Annotated in this window: 13 protein-coding genes; 5 read left to right on the forward strand and 8 right to left on the reverse strand. The window is 71.3% G+C overall.

Features of this window, described 5'->3' with window-relative positions; all coding sequences use genetic code 11:
• Window positions 1-7 precede the first annotated feature (7 nt).
• Window positions 8-1,282: a hypothetical protein gene (locus tag OJ962_RS08055; RefSeq protein ID WP_202955772.1), complete on the forward strand. Its 1,275-nt coding sequence runs from the start codon at window positions 8-10 to the stop codon at window positions 1,280-1,282.
• A gap of 28 nt (window positions 1,283-1,310) precedes the next feature.
• Here the strand turns inward: OJ962_RS08055 and OJ962_RS08060 are convergent, their stop codons facing one another.
• From OJ962_RS08060 to OJ962_RS08075, 4 genes are all read right to left on the reverse strand, one after another.
• Window positions 1,311-2,675: a TolB-like translocation protein gene (locus OJ962_RS08060; RefSeq protein WP_202955773.1), complete on the reverse strand. Its 1,365-nt coding sequence runs from the start codon at window positions 2,673-2,675 to the stop codon at window positions 1,311-1,313.
• A gap of 124 nt (window positions 2,676-2,799) precedes the next feature.
• The gene (locus OJ962_RS08065) at window positions 2,800-4,188 is read right to left on the reverse strand and encodes a fenitrothion hydrolase (protein ID WP_202955774.1); all 1,389 of its coding nucleotides are present in this window, start codon (window positions 4,186-4,188) and stop codon (window positions 2,800-2,802) included.
• A complete protein-coding gene (locus OJ962_RS08070; protein ID WP_202955775.1) occupies window positions 4,185-5,198 on the reverse strand; it encodes a hypothetical protein in 1,014 nt (337 codons plus the stop codon). Before OJ962_RS08070 ends, OJ962_RS08065 begins: the two co-directional genes overlap by 4 nt.
• Before the next feature lie 13 nt (window positions 5,199-5,211).
• Entirely contained in the window at window positions 5,212-5,742 is a 531-nt protein-coding gene (locus OJ962_RS08075; protein WP_202955776.1) for a DsbA family protein, read from the reverse strand.
• Between the two features lie 31 nt (window positions 5,743-5,773).
• Here OJ962_RS08075 and OJ962_RS08080 point away from each other — a divergent pair, with 31 nt between their 5' ends.
• Window positions 5,774-7,294: a Na+/H+ antiporter gene (locus OJ962_RS08080; RefSeq protein WP_202955777.1), complete on the forward strand. Its 1,521-nt coding sequence runs from the start codon at window positions 5,774-5,776 to the stop codon at window positions 7,292-7,294.
• Here the strand turns inward: OJ962_RS08080 and OJ962_RS08085 are convergent.
• Complete coding sequence (locus OJ962_RS08085; RefSeq protein WP_202955778.1) at window positions 7,291-7,905, reverse strand: DNA-3-methyladenine glycosylase family protein; 615 nt, start codon at window positions 7,903-7,905, stop codon at window positions 7,291-7,293. The two genes, OJ962_RS08080 and OJ962_RS08085, sit on opposite strands and share 4 nt — an antisense overlap.
• Before the next feature lie 26 nt (window positions 7,906-7,931).
• On the opposite strand from OJ962_RS08085, the gene OJ962_RS08090 reads away from it, so the two are divergent.
• A complete protein-coding gene (locus OJ962_RS08090) occupies window positions 7,932-8,840 on the forward strand; it encodes a BKACE family enzyme (protein ID WP_202955779.1) in 909 nt (302 codons plus the stop codon).
• On the opposite strand, the gene OJ962_RS08095 is transcribed toward OJ962_RS08090, so the two are convergent.
• Window positions 8,824-9,762, reverse strand: coding sequence for a DHH family phosphoesterase (locus OJ962_RS08095; protein ID WP_202955780.1), 939 nt, complete (start codon window positions 9,760-9,762; stop codon window positions 8,824-8,826). The two genes, OJ962_RS08090 and OJ962_RS08095, sit on opposite strands and share 17 nt — an antisense overlap.
• Before the next feature lie 70 nt (window positions 9,763-9,832).
• Here OJ962_RS08095 and OJ962_RS08100 point away from each other — a divergent pair, with 70 nt between their 5' ends.
• Window positions 9,833-11,236: a cation:dicarboxylate symporter family transporter gene (locus OJ962_RS08100; RefSeq protein ID WP_202955781.1), complete on the forward strand. Its 1,404-nt coding sequence runs from the start codon at window positions 9,833-9,835 to the stop codon at window positions 11,234-11,236.
• On the opposite strand, the gene OJ962_RS08105 is transcribed toward OJ962_RS08100, so the two are convergent.
• Window positions 11,226-11,912, reverse strand: a complete 687-nt coding sequence (locus OJ962_RS08105; RefSeq protein WP_202955782.1) for a chlorite dismutase family protein — start codon at window positions 11,910-11,912, stop codon at window positions 11,226-11,228. The genes OJ962_RS08100 and OJ962_RS08105 overlap by 11 nt on opposite strands.
• Window positions 11,913-11,987: 75 nt before the next feature.
• On the opposite strand from OJ962_RS08105, the gene OJ962_RS08110 reads away from it, so the two are divergent.
• Window positions 11,988-14,285 carry a lysylphosphatidylglycerol synthase domain-containing protein gene (locus OJ962_RS08110; RefSeq protein ID WP_202955783.1) on the forward strand — a complete coding sequence of 766 codons (2,298 nt, stop codon included), beginning with the start codon at window positions 11,988-11,990 and terminating at the stop codon, window positions 14,283-14,285.
• Here OJ962_RS08110 and OJ962_RS08115 read toward each other — a convergent pair.
• Window positions 14,282-14,677: a hypothetical protein gene (locus OJ962_RS08115; protein WP_202955784.1), complete on the reverse strand. Its 396-nt coding sequence runs from the start codon at window positions 14,675-14,677 to the stop codon at window positions 14,282-14,284. The genes OJ962_RS08110 and OJ962_RS08115 overlap by 4 nt on opposite strands.
• Between the last annotated feature and the right edge of the window lie 9 nt (window positions 14,678-14,686).

Genomic DNA, 14,686 nt, shown 5'->3' on the forward strand with positions numbered 1-14,686 from the left:
GAAGGGGATGCGGCGACCCGCGCTTCTCCTCGCCCTCGCGGTCGCCGTGTTCGTGGTCGTCGTGGTGGCCTCGGCGCGCGAGAAGCCCGAGCCGCGGGTGCAGGCCACGCCGACGCCCACCGCGAGCCCCAGCGCTTCGCCCGCGCCGACGCCGTCCCCGATCCCCGCCGCCGGGCGCGGCCTCGCCGTCGGCATCACCGAGTTCAACCCGAACCTCGTCGCCGCCGAGCCGGCGGTGCCGGAGCCGTGGGAGTCGGTCCGGCAGGCGATCGGCGCGCTCAAGCCCGAGTTCTTCCGGCTCGTGATCGACTGGCACCACCTGCAGTTCTTCTCGGCCGAGCAGCCCGCCGACCTGGAGAAGCCCGAGACCGGGTGCATGCGGGAGGTGCAGCCGTGCCTGGGCTGGGCGGGCGTGCGCCAGCAGCTGCGGGCGCTCGCGTCGCGCCAGCGCGAGGGCGGCTGGCAGACGCTCGTGGTGATGACCGGCACGCCGGAGTGGGCCGCGCAGCCGCCGTCCGGCTGCGAGCGCGCGAAGGCGACGCCGCGGGCCCGCGCGCCGCGCCCCGAGACGCTGCCCGCCTATCGGCAGCTGATCCTCGACGTGCTCCGCGTGGCCGAGGAGGAGGGCGCGACGCTGCGCTTCTGGAGCCCGTGGAACGAACCGAACCTGCCGCCGTTCGTCTCGCCGCAGCGCGCGGAGTGCGACCCGGCCTCGCCGAGCCTCGCGCCCGCCGTCTACGCCGAGCTGGCACGCACGCTGCAGAGCGCGCTGGATGAGGCGCCGGGCGAGCAGCAACTGCTGATCGGCGAGACCGCGGGCCTGCTCGAGGACACCAAGCTCGTGACCAGCGTGGGCCAGTTCATCGAAGGGCTGCCGCGGGATCTGGTGTGCGCGTCGCCCGTCTACACGCAGCACGCCTACATCGGCGGCGACGACCCGGTCGAGCAGGCGGCGACCGCGCTCGCCGCTCACGACTGCCCGGAGCCGCACACGCTCTGGATCACCGAGACGGGCGTCGGGCCGGCCCCGGAGGAGTACTCGGCGGTGGAGAACCCGGCCGCCGCGGGCTGCCGGGACCTGCACGAGCGGCTCGTGCGCTGGTACGAGGATCCGCGCGTGACCGTCGCCTTCCAGTACACGGTCCGCGAGGACGACAAGTTCCCGGTCGGCCTGTTCTCCACCGACATGACCGAGCGGCGCCCCGCCCTGGCGGAGTGGACCGCGTGGGGCGGGGGACGAGCGGCGACCGCGCCGCCGCCCGCCTCCGCCTGCGCAACCTAAAGAGGGACAGTCCCTCTTTAGGGGGTGCTTAGCGGACGTTTACCTTCATCGTCTTGGTGACGGGGGCGCCGGAGACCGGCTTGAACGTGACCTTCACGGACAGCTTGCCCTTCTTGGACACCTTCAGCTTGAGCTTGGCCGTGCCGGCCTTCTTCACCGTCTGGGAGGCCTTGCCGACGATCTTGCCGCGCAGCGTCGCGACCGCGGAGAGCTTGCCCTTGCCGGTGACCTTGACCTCGAGCGTGACGCCCGACTTGCGCGTCGGCGTGCCCGCGACCTTGGCCGGCAGCGAGACCTTGGCGGGCTCGGTCGGCTGGGTCGGCTGGGCGGGCTGAGCCGGCGGGGCCGGCTGCGTCGGCGTGACCGGCCGCGGCGCGGGAACGTCGGCGGGACCCCAGTCGGGCTCGGTCGCGCCGGCGACGAGCACGGCCGGCTGCGGCGTGGCGCCGTCGGTGGTGCACTCGTTGGCGAAGTTCGGGACGTTCGCGATCTTCAAGCCGGCGCCGTCGTTGAACGCCATGCGGCTGCCGTCCGGCGACCAGGTCGGCTGCCCGTAGGCGCCGCCCTCCGGGCCCTCGTAGCGGTAGCAGCGGACCACGTCGGAGCCGATCGGGTTGCCGTCCTTCCACGCGCTCGGGAAGCCGCGGACCATGTACACCGTCAGCGTCGAGTCGTTCTCACCCGTCTGGGCGGCGAGCTTGCGCTTGTCGCGCGTGATCTCGGCCCCGCTCATGTGCGGGTTGTTGACGATGTCGCTGAACCACGCCATCACCATGTTGCCCTTGCCGTTGCCGCCGTCGGAGATGCGGTCCAGCAGCAGGTCGTGGTTCGGGAGCTTGGTCGGGTTGGCGAGCAGGGTCATGTCGTTGTCGACCCACGACGGGTGGCGCCAGCCGGAGTGGTAGCCGATCGCGTCGCCGGTCTTCCAGTCCGTCATCCGGTCCGACCACGTGTAGCCCGTGCCACCCTCGTTGAGCGCGACCAGGCACTTGGGCGGGTAGCAGTTCGGCGTCGTGGTCTGGGAGAGCCAGTAGTAGGTGTAGGCGACCTTCGTGCCGTCCGGGGAGATCGCGGGGTCGTACGGGCCCCAGAACTGCTTGGAGCCGGCCGGGCGGGTGTCTGACACCGGCGTGGCGAAGTCGGCCAGCACGGCGCCTTCACGCGAGAGCTTGTGCAGGCGCACGCCGTTGAGCGCGACGATCGCGCCGTCGTCGGCCTGCGTGACGTCGGAGTAGCCGCCGGTCGAGGTGACCTGGTACTGGCGGGCGCCGTCGGGCGTGGTCAGCCAGACGTTGCCGTCCTTGATGTAGGCGATGGAATCGGCCGAGGCGCTCGACGCGCACGCCAACACGAGGAAGGCGGCGGCGAGGCCGGAGAAGAGGGAGCGGAGCATGCCCGCCATGGTGCGGAGCGGCGCTTGCCGCCCGCTTGCCGCGACCTTGCCGCGTTTCCTAAAGAGGGACAGTCCCTCTTTAGGAAACGGAACGCAGCCGAACCTGAACGGCGCCTGGCGCCGTTCAGGAAGCGCCCTGGGCCAGCAGCCACAGGGCGAGCGACGTGAAGCCGACCATCACGCCGAGCATCCAGTACTGCGAGCGCACCGCGAGCTTCGCTTCGCCGTACAGCGTGAGCGCGCGGTCGTGCGCGAGCGCGAGCGCCGCGACGTGGCCGATCACGACCACCGCGACCTGCACGTACCACGTGTTCTCCTGCGGGAAGACGGTGTAGTCGATGCCGTTGTCGACGGTGCCGAACAGGTTCCAGCCCTGCTCGAACGGGTCGCTGGCCAGGTAGCTGATGGCCTGGCCCTCGTAGAAGATCAGCGTCAGGTAGTGCGCGGCGACGTAGACGGCGGCGATCGGCACCAGCGAATGCACGAAGCCGTACTCGAGCTTGTGCAGGCTGAGATTCCCGCCCACCGAGCGGGCGCCCTCGATGCCGAGCCGGTAGAAGCCCCACACGATCAGCACGCCGAGCAGCATCCCGAGCGTGCCGGCGATCCGGGTCGCGGTCAGCACGCCGATGCCGACGCCGTCGAGCGAGTCCACCACGCCGGTCTGCAGGTCCCGCCACAGCTGGCCCTGGCTGAGCCCGTCGAACGTGACCGTGCCGATCATCACCATCACGAACGCGACGGTCCCCGCCACGTCGTCCAGCCGCGGCAGCCCGCCGAGCGGGCGCCGCAGGCCGAGCGTGCCGCCACGCGTCTCGAACACCGACATGCGCGCGAACAGGCCGAAGTAGACCGCGAACGCCTCGCCGTTGCGCGTCCACGTCTCCACGCCGAAGTAGCACTGCGCGGCCAGCGTCAGCACCGTGTAGCCGAGCGCGGCGGTGACCAGCAGCGACGGGTTCGTCTCACCCCACTTGCCGACGAGCTCGATCCAGACGAACGCGAACAACAAGATCGCGGCCGGCCAGCGCCCGAGCTTCTCCGGATACGGCCGGTTCAGCGACGGCAGCAGCCGCCCGAGCGCCCGCCACGGGCTGAGCGCGCGGAACACGTCGCCGAACAGGATCGAGATGAACACGAGCCCGACCCAGAACGTGATCAGGATGAACGTCGACGAGAAGTGGTTGAGCGCGAGCCCTTCCGCGATGTAGCCGGCGAGGACCGTCACGGCGAGCAGGAAGATGCCGAGCGCGCCCCACAGGATCTGCAGCGGCAGGCTGCCCCAGCCCTTGCCGAACGGCAGCGGGCGCCAGTTGTCCTGCTCGAGCCGCGGCGTCGGCCACAGCACCGCGAGCGCGAAGAACGAGATCACCAGCACCGCCGCGGCGGCCCACGCGAACAGCCACTGCGGGATCGGCAGCGGTGGGCGCTGGACGAGGCCGTGCGCCTCGGCTGCAGCGGGAAGGAGGACGAGCAGGGCGGCGCCGAGCGCCGCCGGGGCGAGCTTTCTCACAGCCCGGTCTTCACCGCGTCCTCGAACTGCTGGACGCCGATCGAGCCCTCGAGGCGGGACGTGATCTTCCCGCGCTTGTCGACGACGAACAGCCACGGCTCCGACGGGAGGTTGAACTGGCGCAGCGGCTCGCGCAGCCCCTTGCTCACGTCGTTGTCGACGTAGACCTCCTGGTGGATGAAGCTCATCCGGTCGCCGTACTTGGCCTTGATCTGCAGCGCGATGTCCGCGACCGGGCCGCACACCTGCGAGGCGCACAGCTGCGGCGTCGCGAACAGCAGCGCGACCGGCTTCTTGCCCACCACCTGCGCGAAGTCCTCGTGCATGTCGCTGGGCGGCTCGCGCGTGTCCAGCAGCGCCTCGTCGCCCTTGGTGGTCTCCAGCGTGTCCGTGGTGACCTTGGGCGCCTCCTCGCCGACGGCGGGGATCGGGTCGGCGCCCTTGCTGGACACCTGGATCTGGCTCGTGGCGCCGACGAACTTGCCGTCCGCGCCCTTGGTCGCCGACAGCACCGAGTACTGGCCGCGCTTCGGGAAGCGGACCTGCGCGGCGTAGATCGCGGCGAACGGGCTGTCCTCGGTGGCGGCCTGCTTGGAGCGGTAGCGCGCGTCGGTCAGCAGCACGTCGGCGGGCGCGACGAACGGGCCCTCGGCGGGCGAGTCCGGCGTCGGCGCGATGTAGACGGCGGTCGGGCCGTAGACGGGGAGGCCGTCCTGGCCGATCACGCCGAACGCCATCCGGCTGTCGCCCCCCGTGGTGAAGATCGAGGTGGCGAGCGCGAAGTCCGGGCCGGCGGTCATCTCGTTCGCGAGCTGCTCGAGCGTCTTGCCCGCGGGCGCGGGGAACTCGGCCTCGTCCGGGTTGACGGCGACCTTCACGCGCTCGCGCACGCCCGCCTCCTGGGGCACGTTCTCGACCGGGTCCTTCGGCGCGTCGTTGTCGCCCGCGCCACCGCACGCGGCGGCGAAGACGGCCAGGACAGCAGCGAGCAGCACGACGAACCGAGGCATGAGCGGGCCTAGGTTAGTCGGCGGCGGGTCGAACGGACGTGAGTGCGTCGACCAACGAACGGGCGTCGAACGCTTCGGTGTGGTGGACGCCGTTGACGAAGAACGCCGGCGTGGAGGCGATGCCGTTCGCGCGCGCGGCGTCCGCGTCGCGCGCCACGCGGGCGGCGGGCGCACCGGACGCCAGGTCGGCGCGGAAGCGGTCGGGGTCCAGCCCGATCCGGTCGGCGAGCGCGAGCAGGTCCGCGTCCGAGAAGCGGCCGCCGTTGGCGTAGAGCGCGTCGTGCATCTCCCAGAACGAGCCCTGCAGCGAGGCGGCCTCGGCCGCCTCGGCGGCGCGCTCGGCGTCCGGGTGGACCTCGGTCAGCGGCAGGTGGCGGAAGACGAACCGCAGGCGCCCGTCGAGCCGCTCGCGCACGCGCCGGACGATCGACTGGGAAGCCGCGCAGTACGGGCATTGGAAGTCGCCGTACATGACGAGCTCGAGCGGCGCGTCGAACGGGCCGGCGACGTGGTCGTGTTCATCCAGGGGCGGCTGCAGGGGCATCGTCGGTTTCGATCCTAGACTTTCCGCCTCCGTGGGCGAACTCGAGCTGTTGTTCGCGCTCCTGTTCGCTGCCGTGCTGCTCGTGCGTGCGGCCGACCGGCTGCGCATCCCGTACCCCATCGTCCTGGTGCTGGGCGGGCTCGCGCTCGCGTTCGTGCCGGGCATGCCGCGCGTGAACATGGACCCGCACGTCGTGCTGCTGGTGTTCATCCCGCCGCTGCTGATGAGCGCCGGCTGGAACTCCTCGCCGCAGGAGCTGCGCGCGGAGGGCCGGGCGCTCGGACTGCTCGCGCTGCTGCTCGTGCTGGTGACGACGAGCGTCGTCGCGGTCGCCGCACACTGGCTCGTCGACGGGTTGAGCTGGCCGGCCGCGTTCATGCTCGGGGCCGTGGTCGCGCCGACCGACGCGGTCGCGGCCGTTGCGACGTTCTCCACCGTCCACGTGCCCGAGCGCGTGCGGCGGCTCGTGGAGGGCGAGTCGCTGATCAACGACGCCACGGGCCTGACCGGGTTTCGCGTGGCGCTCGGCGCGGCCACCGCAGGCACGTTCTCGCTGCTGGATGCGACGGTCGAGTTCCTGATCGCGGCGATCGGCGGCGCGGCGATCGGCCTCGCGGTGGCGCTGGGCGCGCTGCGGGCGATCCGCCGCCAGCCCGACGTGACGATCTCGGTGCTGCTGACGATCCTCGCCGCGTACGCGAGCTACATCGCGGCCGAGGAGGTCCACGCGTCCGGCATCCTCGCCGCGGCCACGTGCGGCGTCGTCGCGGGCTGGAAGCAGTCGACGTACTTCGACGCCGACACGCGCCTGACCGCGAACGCGTTCTGGCGCATCCTCGTGTTCGGGCTGGAAGCGATGCTGTTCGTCCTGCTCGGGCTTCAGCTCGAGGAGGCCGTGGAGAGCATCCGCGGGCAGGTGGGCACGCTGGTGGCGATCGGCGTCGCGCTGGCGCTGCTGACGATCGTCGTGCGGATGGTGTTCGCGCTGCTCCCGGTGGCGCCCGGCCTCGGGCTGCGCGAGCGCGTGGTGGTGGGCTGGTGCGGCATGCGCGGCGCGATCTCGCTCGCCGCCGCGCTCTCGATCGCGACCGACATCCCGGGCCGCGACGAGGTCGTCTTCCTCACCTTCGTCGTGATCCTGGTGACGCTGGTCGGCCAGGGCCTCTCGCTGCCCATGGTTGTCCGCGCGCTGCGCATCCCGAGCGAGCGCGAGTGGTCCCCGGAGGAGGCGATCGCCCGCCTGGAAGCCGCCCAGACCGCGCTCGACCGCCTCGACGAGCTCGAGGACGACGACCGCATCGCCGAGGAGCCGCTGCGCCGCCTGCGCGAGCTCTACCGCGCCCGCTTCCAGCAGTGCGTGGCCGTGCTCGGCGGCGAGAAGGCGCCCGACCTCGCCGACGACGCGCGCATGCGCTACTCCAACGTGCGCCGCGACCTGATCCGCTCCGAGCGCTCCGCCGTGCTGACCTTGCGCAACGAGGGCCGCATCTCGCAGGAGACCCAGCGCGTGATCGAGCGCGACCTCGACCTCGAGGAAGCGCGGCTGCGCTAGGCGGGCTCGTTGTCGAGCGAGCGCCAGAGGTAGAGGCACGCCCGCGTGCGGTGCGGGCGCCACGGCTCGGCGAGCTCGGTCAGCGCGTCCGGGGTGGGGACCGCGTCGAGGCCGTAGGCGGTCATCACGGCGTTCTTGATGCCCTGGTCGCCGGTGGGCAGGACGTCCGGACGACGCAGCGTGAACATCAGGTACATGTGCGCGGTCCATTCGCCGATGCCCTTGACCGCCACGAGCTCGCGGATGACCTCCTCGTCGGGCAGCGCGTCGAGCTGGTCGAGCTGGAGGCGGCCGTCGATGACGTGCTCGGCGAGGGAGCGCAGCGAGGCGGTCTTGGCGCGGGACAGGCCGGCCGCGGCGCGCAGCTCTTCGGGGTCGTCGGCGAGGAGCTCCTCGGGCGTGGGCGCGCGGTCACCGAAGCGCGCGATCAGGCGGCCGTAGATCGCCGCCGCGGCCTTCACGGACAGCTGCTGGCCCGTGATCGAGCGCAGCAGGGCGCCGTATAGGTCGGTGCGGGGCTCGCCCTCGTCGGGGCCCAGCGGGCCGCCGAAGCGCTCGATGAGGTCCGCCATCACCGGGTCCTGGGCGAGGTGGGCGTCGGCGGCGTCCATGGCCGCGGGAGCGTAGCCTCCCGCGCGTGTCCGTGATCGTCAGCTGCGCGGTGACCGGTGCGATCCACGTGCCGTCGCTCTCGCCACACCTGCCGGTCACGCCGGAGCAGATCGCCGAGCAGGCGATCGGCGCGGCCGAGGCGGGCGCGGCGATCCTGCACCTGCACGCGCGCGACCCCGAGACGGGTCAGCCGACCGCCGACCCGGAGGTGTTCGAGCGCTTCGTCCCGCACATCGCCGAGCGCACCGACGCCGTGATCAACATCACCACCGGCGGCGGGCACGGCATGTCGCTCGACGAGCGGCTCGCGGCGGCGCGCCGCTTCCAGCCCGAGCTGTGCTCGCTGAACATGGGCTCGATGAACTTCGGCATCTTCGGGATGCTCGACCGCATCGACACGTTCCAGCACCCGTGGGAGCCCGAGTACCTGGAGATGACCCGCGACTACATCTTCCGCAACACGTTCGCGGACATCGAGCAGATCGTCGGCGAACTGGGCTCAGCGGGCACGCGCTTCGAGTTCGAGTGCTACGACGTCGGCCACCTGTACAACCTCGCCCACTTCGCCGACAGGGGCGTCGTAGAGCCGCCGTTCTTCGTCCAGGCGATCTTCGGCATCCTCGGTGGGCAAGGACCGCACCCGGAGAACCTCCTGCACTTCAAGGCGCTGGCCGACAAGCTGCTCGGGGACGATTACGTGCTGTCCGTGCTCGGCGCCGGCCGCCACCAGATGCCGCTGGCGACGATGAGCGCGATCCTCGGCGGGAACGTGCGCGTCGGCCTCGAGGACAGCGTCTACCTCGAGAAGGGCCGGCTGGCGAGCAGCAACGCCGAGCAGGTGGCCAAGATCACGCGCATCCTCGGCGAGCTGTCGCTGCAACCAGCGACGCCCGCCGAGGCCCGCGAGCGGCTCGCGCTCAACCGTCGGCGTTGATCTTCGCGATCAGCTCGCCGAGGACGCGCTCGGCGTCCTCGTTCTCGACCTGGCAGGTGCCGGCCGCCTCGTGGCCGCCGCCGCCGTAGCTGAGCATCAGCTCGCCGACGTTCGTCTTGGAGCTGCGGTCGATGATCGACTTGCCCGTCGCGAACACCGTGTTCTGCTGCCTGAGGCCCCACAGCACATGGATGGAGATGTTGCACTGGGGGAACAGCGCGTAGAGCATGAAGCGGTTGGTCGGGTGGATGATCTCCTCGTCGCGGAGGTCGAGCACGACCAGGTTGCCGTGCACGGTGGCGCAGCGCTTGATCTGCTCCTCCGCCTGCTCGGCGTGGGCGTTGTAGAGCGCGACGCGCTCGGCGACGTGCGGGTTCTCGAAGACCTCCTCGATCGACATCGCGACGATGACGTCGATCAGCTGCATCATCAGCTGGTAGTTGGAGATCTCGAACTCGCGGAAGCGGCCGAGGCCGGTGCGCGGGTCCATCAGGAAGTTGAGCATGACCCAGCCGGTGGGATGCAGGATCTCGTCGAGGTCGAACTGGGCGGCGTCGCCCTTGTCGACCGCATCCATGAGCTCCTCGATGCCGGGGAAGACCTCGGCGCCACCGTAGTAGTCGTACACCACGCGGGCCGCGGAGTCGGCGTCCGGGACGATCACGTGGTTCGGCTTGTCCTCGCCGACGCGGACGGCCTCGGAGTGGTGATGGTCGAACGAGATCGCCGCGTTCGGGTTGTACGGCACGTTCGTCGTGATGTCGTTCGGGCCGATGTCGACCTTCCCGTCCTGCACGTCCTTCGGATGGACGAAGAGAATGTCGTCGAGGATGCCGAGGTGCTTGAGCAGTGCGGCGCACACGAGCCCGTCGAAGTCCGAGCGGGTGACGAGCCGGTACCGCTCGACGTGCGTGGAGGTCATAGTCGTACTCATCCCCCGGGTACATCGGCGGTACGCGCTGAAAGTTCAATGAGCGGGTACCTACCGGGCCATGAAGGAGAGAGGCCTCTACAAGCAGCTGTGGTTCTGGGTGATCATCGCGATCGCCCTCGGCATCGTGTTCGGGCTGGTGGCGCCAGGGCCGGCGGAGAGCTCGAAATGGCTCGCCGACGCCTTCATCCAGCTGATCAAGGCCGTCACGGGCCCGGTGATCTTCCTCACGGTCGTGATCGGCATCGCCTCGCTCGGCAACCTCGCGCGCGCGGGCGGGCTCGCGCTGCGGGCGCTGGCCTACTTCTTCGGCATGACCGTCATCGCGCTCAGCCTCGGCCTGCTGGCGGCGAACGTGTTCAAGCCCGGCGCGGGCTTCGAGGGCGAGCCGAGCGAGTCCGCGCGGCAGAGCGCCCAGGAGTCGATTGACGAGGCCGGCGCGTCCGAGGAGGGCGGCCTGGTCGGCTTCATCACCGACGACCTGCTGCCGACGAGCTTCGTCTCCCCGTTCGTGGAGAACGAGATCCTGCGCGTGCTGGTGCTCGCGATCCTCGTCGCCGCGGCCATCTCGATGCTCCCCGACGCCACGCGCAAGCCGATCATCAGCGTCTTCGAGACGCTGTCGAAAATCGTCTTCGGCGTGATCCGGCTGATCATGTGGGTCGCGCCGCTGGGCGCGTTCGGCGGCATGGCCTACACGGTCGCCGTGTTCGGCGCCGAGTCCCTTTCCAACCTCGCCGCGCTGATGGCCGTGTTCTGGGGCACCTGCGCGTTCTTCGTGTTCGTGGTGCTGGGCGCCGTCTCGCGCGCCGCGGGCTTCTCGATCTTCCGCCTGGTGCGGCTGATCCGCGACGAGCTGCTGATCATCGTCGGCACCTCCAGCTCGGAGACCGTGCTCCCGCGCCTGCTGGCCAAGACCCAGGCGGCGGGCGCCTCCAAGCAAGTCAGCGGCATGGTCCTGCCGACCGGCTACTCCTTCAACCTCGACGGCACCTGCATCTACCTCACGCTCGGCGCGCTGTTCATCGTGCAGGCCACCGGCCAGGACATGGCGATCGGCGAGCAGATCGCGCTCGCCGGCCTGATGATCCTGACCTCCAAGGGCGCCGCGGGCATCACGGGCGCGGGCCTGGTCACGCTGACCGCCTCGCTGACCGCGTTCGGCGGCACGTTCTTCAGCGCCGAGGCGATTGCGGTCGGCATCGCGCTCGTCGTCGGCATCGACCGCATCATGTCCGAGGGCCGCGCCCTCACCAACGCGATCGGCAACACGGTCGCGGTGATGGTCATCGCCAAGTGGCAGAACGAGCTCGACGTCGAGCACTTCGACAAGGTCCTGCACGATCCGACGATGATCGACCGCGAGGTCGAGGCCGCGATGCGCGGCGAGGACGTCTCGGAGCCGACCGGCCGCTTCGACCGCGACCGGGACCGCGAGAAAACGCCCGAGCTCGCTACGCCGTGACGGTGGCGGTGGCGCCGTCGAGCGCGTTCAGCGCGCGCTCGACGGACATCGCCACGCACGTGAACGTCGGCGTGTCGCGCTTGGTGAAGGCGGAAGCCTCGGTGGTGCGCAGGCGCTGCACGAGGTCCAGGAATACGGCGGGCTCGTCACCCTCGAAGGCGACCACGAACTCCTGGTCGTCCAGCCCGAAGGAGTACGACGTGTTGAGGTCGATGCTCGGGTACTCGCGGCCCACGCGGATGTGCTCCTGCATGATCCGCCAGCGCTCCTTCGGGTCCAGCCCGTACCACTCGCGCGTCTTGACGAAGGGGTAGACGAACAGGTACTTCGAGTGCGCCTCGCGGACCTCCAGGCGGGACTCGTCGGAGTACTCGCTCGGCTTGGTCATGGCCAGGAAGCTGTAGGGCGTCGTGGCCCAGCTCATCAGCCCGGACTGGGCGAGCACGACGTGGAACTCGTGGATGCGCTCGAGGTTGGTGGCCTGCGTGAGCAGCAGCAGGTCCGCGTCCCCGCGCGTGCCGACGGTCGAGAACGCGCGCAGCAGGCGCTCGGACGCGAAGTCCTCGCACGCGGCCATGAACTCGCGTTTGTGGGTGGCTCGCTCCTCCGCGTCCAGGCGCCGCCAGGCGGGATCGACCTTGAGGAACGTGTACTTGACGAACTGGCGCTCGGGCATCTCTGTGGTCTGCAGGATAGGTGAAGAGCGGTTAGCCGCACCCTGGATTCACGCGCGAACACATAGGATCGCGGAATGCGGGTCGCGCTGGTCTCCCCGTACTCCTGGACATATCCCGGCGGGGTGACCCGCCACATCGAAGCGCTGAGAGCCGAGCTGGACCGTGCTGGTCATGACGTTCGCGTGTTCGCGCCCTTCGACCCTGATCGGCGCCTGACGGCGGCGCTGCACCGCGGTGCGCGCCCGCAGGACCGCGAGGTGCCGGAGTGGCTGACGCCGCTGGGCCCGACGATCGGCTGGCCGTCCAACGGCGCCGTCTCGAACCTCTCGCCGTTCCCGTCGGCCGTCTCGACCCTGCGCCGCGAGCTGCGCGCGGGCGGCTTCGACGTCGTCCACCTGCACGAGCCCGTGGCCCCCGTGGTCGCCTGGGACGCGCTCACGAGCGTCGAAGCGCCGCTCGTCGGCACGTTCCACTGCTACTCGGAGTCCGTGCCGCCGCACAAGGTCGCGGCGCTGATCGGCGCGCGGCGCAAGCTCAACCGGCTCAACGTCCAGATCGCCGTCAGCGAGGCGGCGGCGTGGACGGGGCGCCGTTTCTACGGCGGTCGCTACCGGATCGTCCCGAACGGCGTCGCGCTGCCGGAGGGCGGCGTGCCCGCGCCGCGTGAGCGCGCCGCCGGCGAGCCGCTGCGGATCGTCTTCGTCGGCCAGGCCGTCGGGCGCAAGGGCCTGCCGGTGCTCCTGCGCGCGTTCGAGGCGCTGCGCGGGCAGGTTCCGGCCGAGCTCACCGTCATCGGCCTGACGCAGGCGGAGTTGGCGCCGCTGCTCGTCGAGGGCGAGGGCGTGACCGCGCTCGGCCGCGTCGACGACGCGGTGAAGGCCGCCGTGCTGCGCGACGCCGACGTGCTGTGCGCGCCGTCGCTCGGCGGCGAATCGTTCGGGATGGTGCTGACGGAGGCGTTCGCGGCGGGCACGCCGGTCGTCGCCTCCGACATCGCGGGCTACCGCGACGTCGTCACCGCCGGCACGGACGGCGTGCTGGTCCCGCGCGGGAACGCGACCGCGCTGGCCGAGACGCTGCGGGACCTGGCGCTGGACCCGGGCCGCGTGCAGCGGATGGCGCAGGGCGCCGCCGTGAGCGCCGAGCGCTACGCGTGGCCGCGCGTGGCCGAGCAGGTCGTCACCGCCTACGAGGACGCGCGCGCGGTGCCGGAGCCGTCCACCGCGACCCAGCGCGTGGCCGTCAAGCTCGGCGCGGTGCCGCGCGACGGCCTGCCGCGCGTGGGCGCCCAGCGGCTGCCGTCGCTGGAGCCGGTGCCCGAGCGGCGGCGCGGCGCGCTGGTCCGGCGCGGGGCGATCGGGCTGGCCGGGCTGATGACGGTGGTCGGCGCGGTGCTCGCGGTCGATCACATCGGCCCGGCGCGGATCGGCGACGCGCTCGTGCGCTCGAGCCCGCCGTGGGTGCTGTTCGGGCTCGCCCTGATGTGCCTGTCGATGCTCGCCCGCGCGGTGAGCTGGCACGCGATCTTGAAGGCGGCGCTGCCCGGCGCCCGCCCGAAGCTGGCCGACGCCGTGCAGGGCACGACGATCGGCGTGCTGATGAGCGCGACGCTGCCCGCCCGGCTGGGCGAGCCGTCACGCGCGTTGATCGTGGCGCGGCGATTGGGGCGCGCGCGGGACCGGTTGCCCGTGGTGCTGGGCACGATCGTGTCCCAGACGCTGATCAACGTGCTCGCGCTGGTGATCCTCGGCGCGGTGATGTTCATCACCATCGGGCTCTTCGCGGGCCGCCAGCAGGCGCTGGTCTGGTACGCGCTCGCGCCGATCGGGTTGCTGGCGCTCGTGCTGGTCGCGCCGGCGCTCGTGCGCTCAGGCCGGCCCACGAGGTCGCGCTGGGTGCGGCAGGGCCGCCAGGCCATCGCGCGCGTGCGCTCGGGCCTGGTCGTGTTCCGGCGCCCGCGCGAGGGGTTCGTGGCGATCACGATGCAGCTCGGCGCGTGGGCGCTGCAGTGGGTGGCGTGCTACGTGCTGCTGGTGGCCCTCGGGCTCGAGCACAAGGCCGACCTCGGCGCCGCGGCCGCGATCCTGTTCGCCGTCAACGTCACCGCCGTGCTGCCGGTCACGCCCTCCAACGTGGGCGTCTTCCAGGCCGCATGCATGGCGGTGCTGGTCGGCGCGTACGGCGTCGCGCCCGCGCAGGCGCTCGGCTACGGGATCATCCTGCAGGCGGTCGAGGTCGCGTGCGCGGTCGTCATGGGCGGTCCGGCGCTGGTCAAGGAAGGGCTGAGCTGGCGCGAGGTGCGCCTGCGCGCCCTGCACAGCGCGCCCGTGCGGCTGTCGGCGCCGAAAGCGCCAGAGCCCGCCGAGGCCTAACCGTCAATCAGCCAGCGGCCGCCGACCTTGCGCAGCTGCTGCGTCCAGCCGTGGTCGGTGTAGACGGTCGCGGTGTCGCCCTGGATGCGGATCTCCTCGTTCGCGACCGTCTCAGCATCGAGTGAGACGAGGATCGCCTCGCCGAGGGGCTCGCCGTCGCTCGGCTCGATGGTCTCCTCGGCGTGGCTTGCCAGGGTGCGGATGCCCTCGGCGCAGTCACGCGCATCGCCGGCGTAGGCGCGGCGCAACGCCTCGGTCATGCGCGCGCACGCGGCGTCGTAGTTCAGCTGCTCCCACGCGCGGTCGTAGTCGCGCAGGGCCTGTTGGACGTGCTGCTGCTCCGGCGCGCCGCAGCCGGCAAGGACGACGGCGAGGACCGCAAGGCGGTGCACGCGACTTGA

The organism is Solirubrobacter deserti, from assembly GCF_027587175.1.
Classification (GTDB): Bacteria; Actinomycetota; Thermoleophilia; order Solirubrobacterales; family Solirubrobacteraceae; genus Solirubrobacter; species Solirubrobacter deserti.

Bases quoted from the DNA above. Each gene is read 5' to 3' on its own strand.
- OJ962_RS08105 (WP_202955782.1), bottom strand. From the start codon at position 11,912: ATGCCCGAGCGCCAGTTCGTCAAGTACACGTTCCTCAAGGTCGATCCC.
- OJ962_RS08085 (WP_202955778.1), bottom strand. From the start codon at position 7,905: ATGGACGCCGCCGACGCCCACCTCGCCCAGGACCCGGTGATGGCGGAC.
- OJ962_RS08095 (WP_202955780.1), bottom strand. From the start codon at position 9,762: ATGACCTCCACGCACGTCGAGCGGTACCGGCTCGTCACCCGCTCGGAC.
- OJ962_RS08060 (WP_202955773.1), bottom strand. From the start codon at position 2,675: ATGCTCCGCTCCCTCTTCTCCGGCCTCGCCGCCGCCTTCCTCGTGTTG.
- OJ962_RS08110 (WP_202955783.1), top strand. From the start codon at position 11,988: ATGCGGGTCGCGCTGGTCTCCCCGTACTCCTGGACATATCCCGGCGGG.
- OJ962_RS08075 (WP_202955776.1), bottom strand. From the start codon at position 5,742: ATGCCCCTGCAGCCGCCCCTGGATGAACACGACCACGTCGCCGGCCCG.
- OJ962_RS08100 (WP_202955781.1), top strand. From the start codon at position 9,833: ATGAAGGAGAGAGGCCTCTACAAGCAGCTGTGGTTCTGGGTGATCATC.
- OJ962_RS08070 (WP_202955775.1), bottom strand. From the start codon at position 5,198: ATGCCTCGGTTCGTCGTGCTGCTCGCTGCTGTCCTGGCCGTCTTCGCC.
- OJ962_RS08055 (WP_202955772.1), top strand. From the start codon at position 8: ATGCGGCGACCCGCGCTTCTCCTCGCCCTCGCGGTCGCCGTGTTCGTG.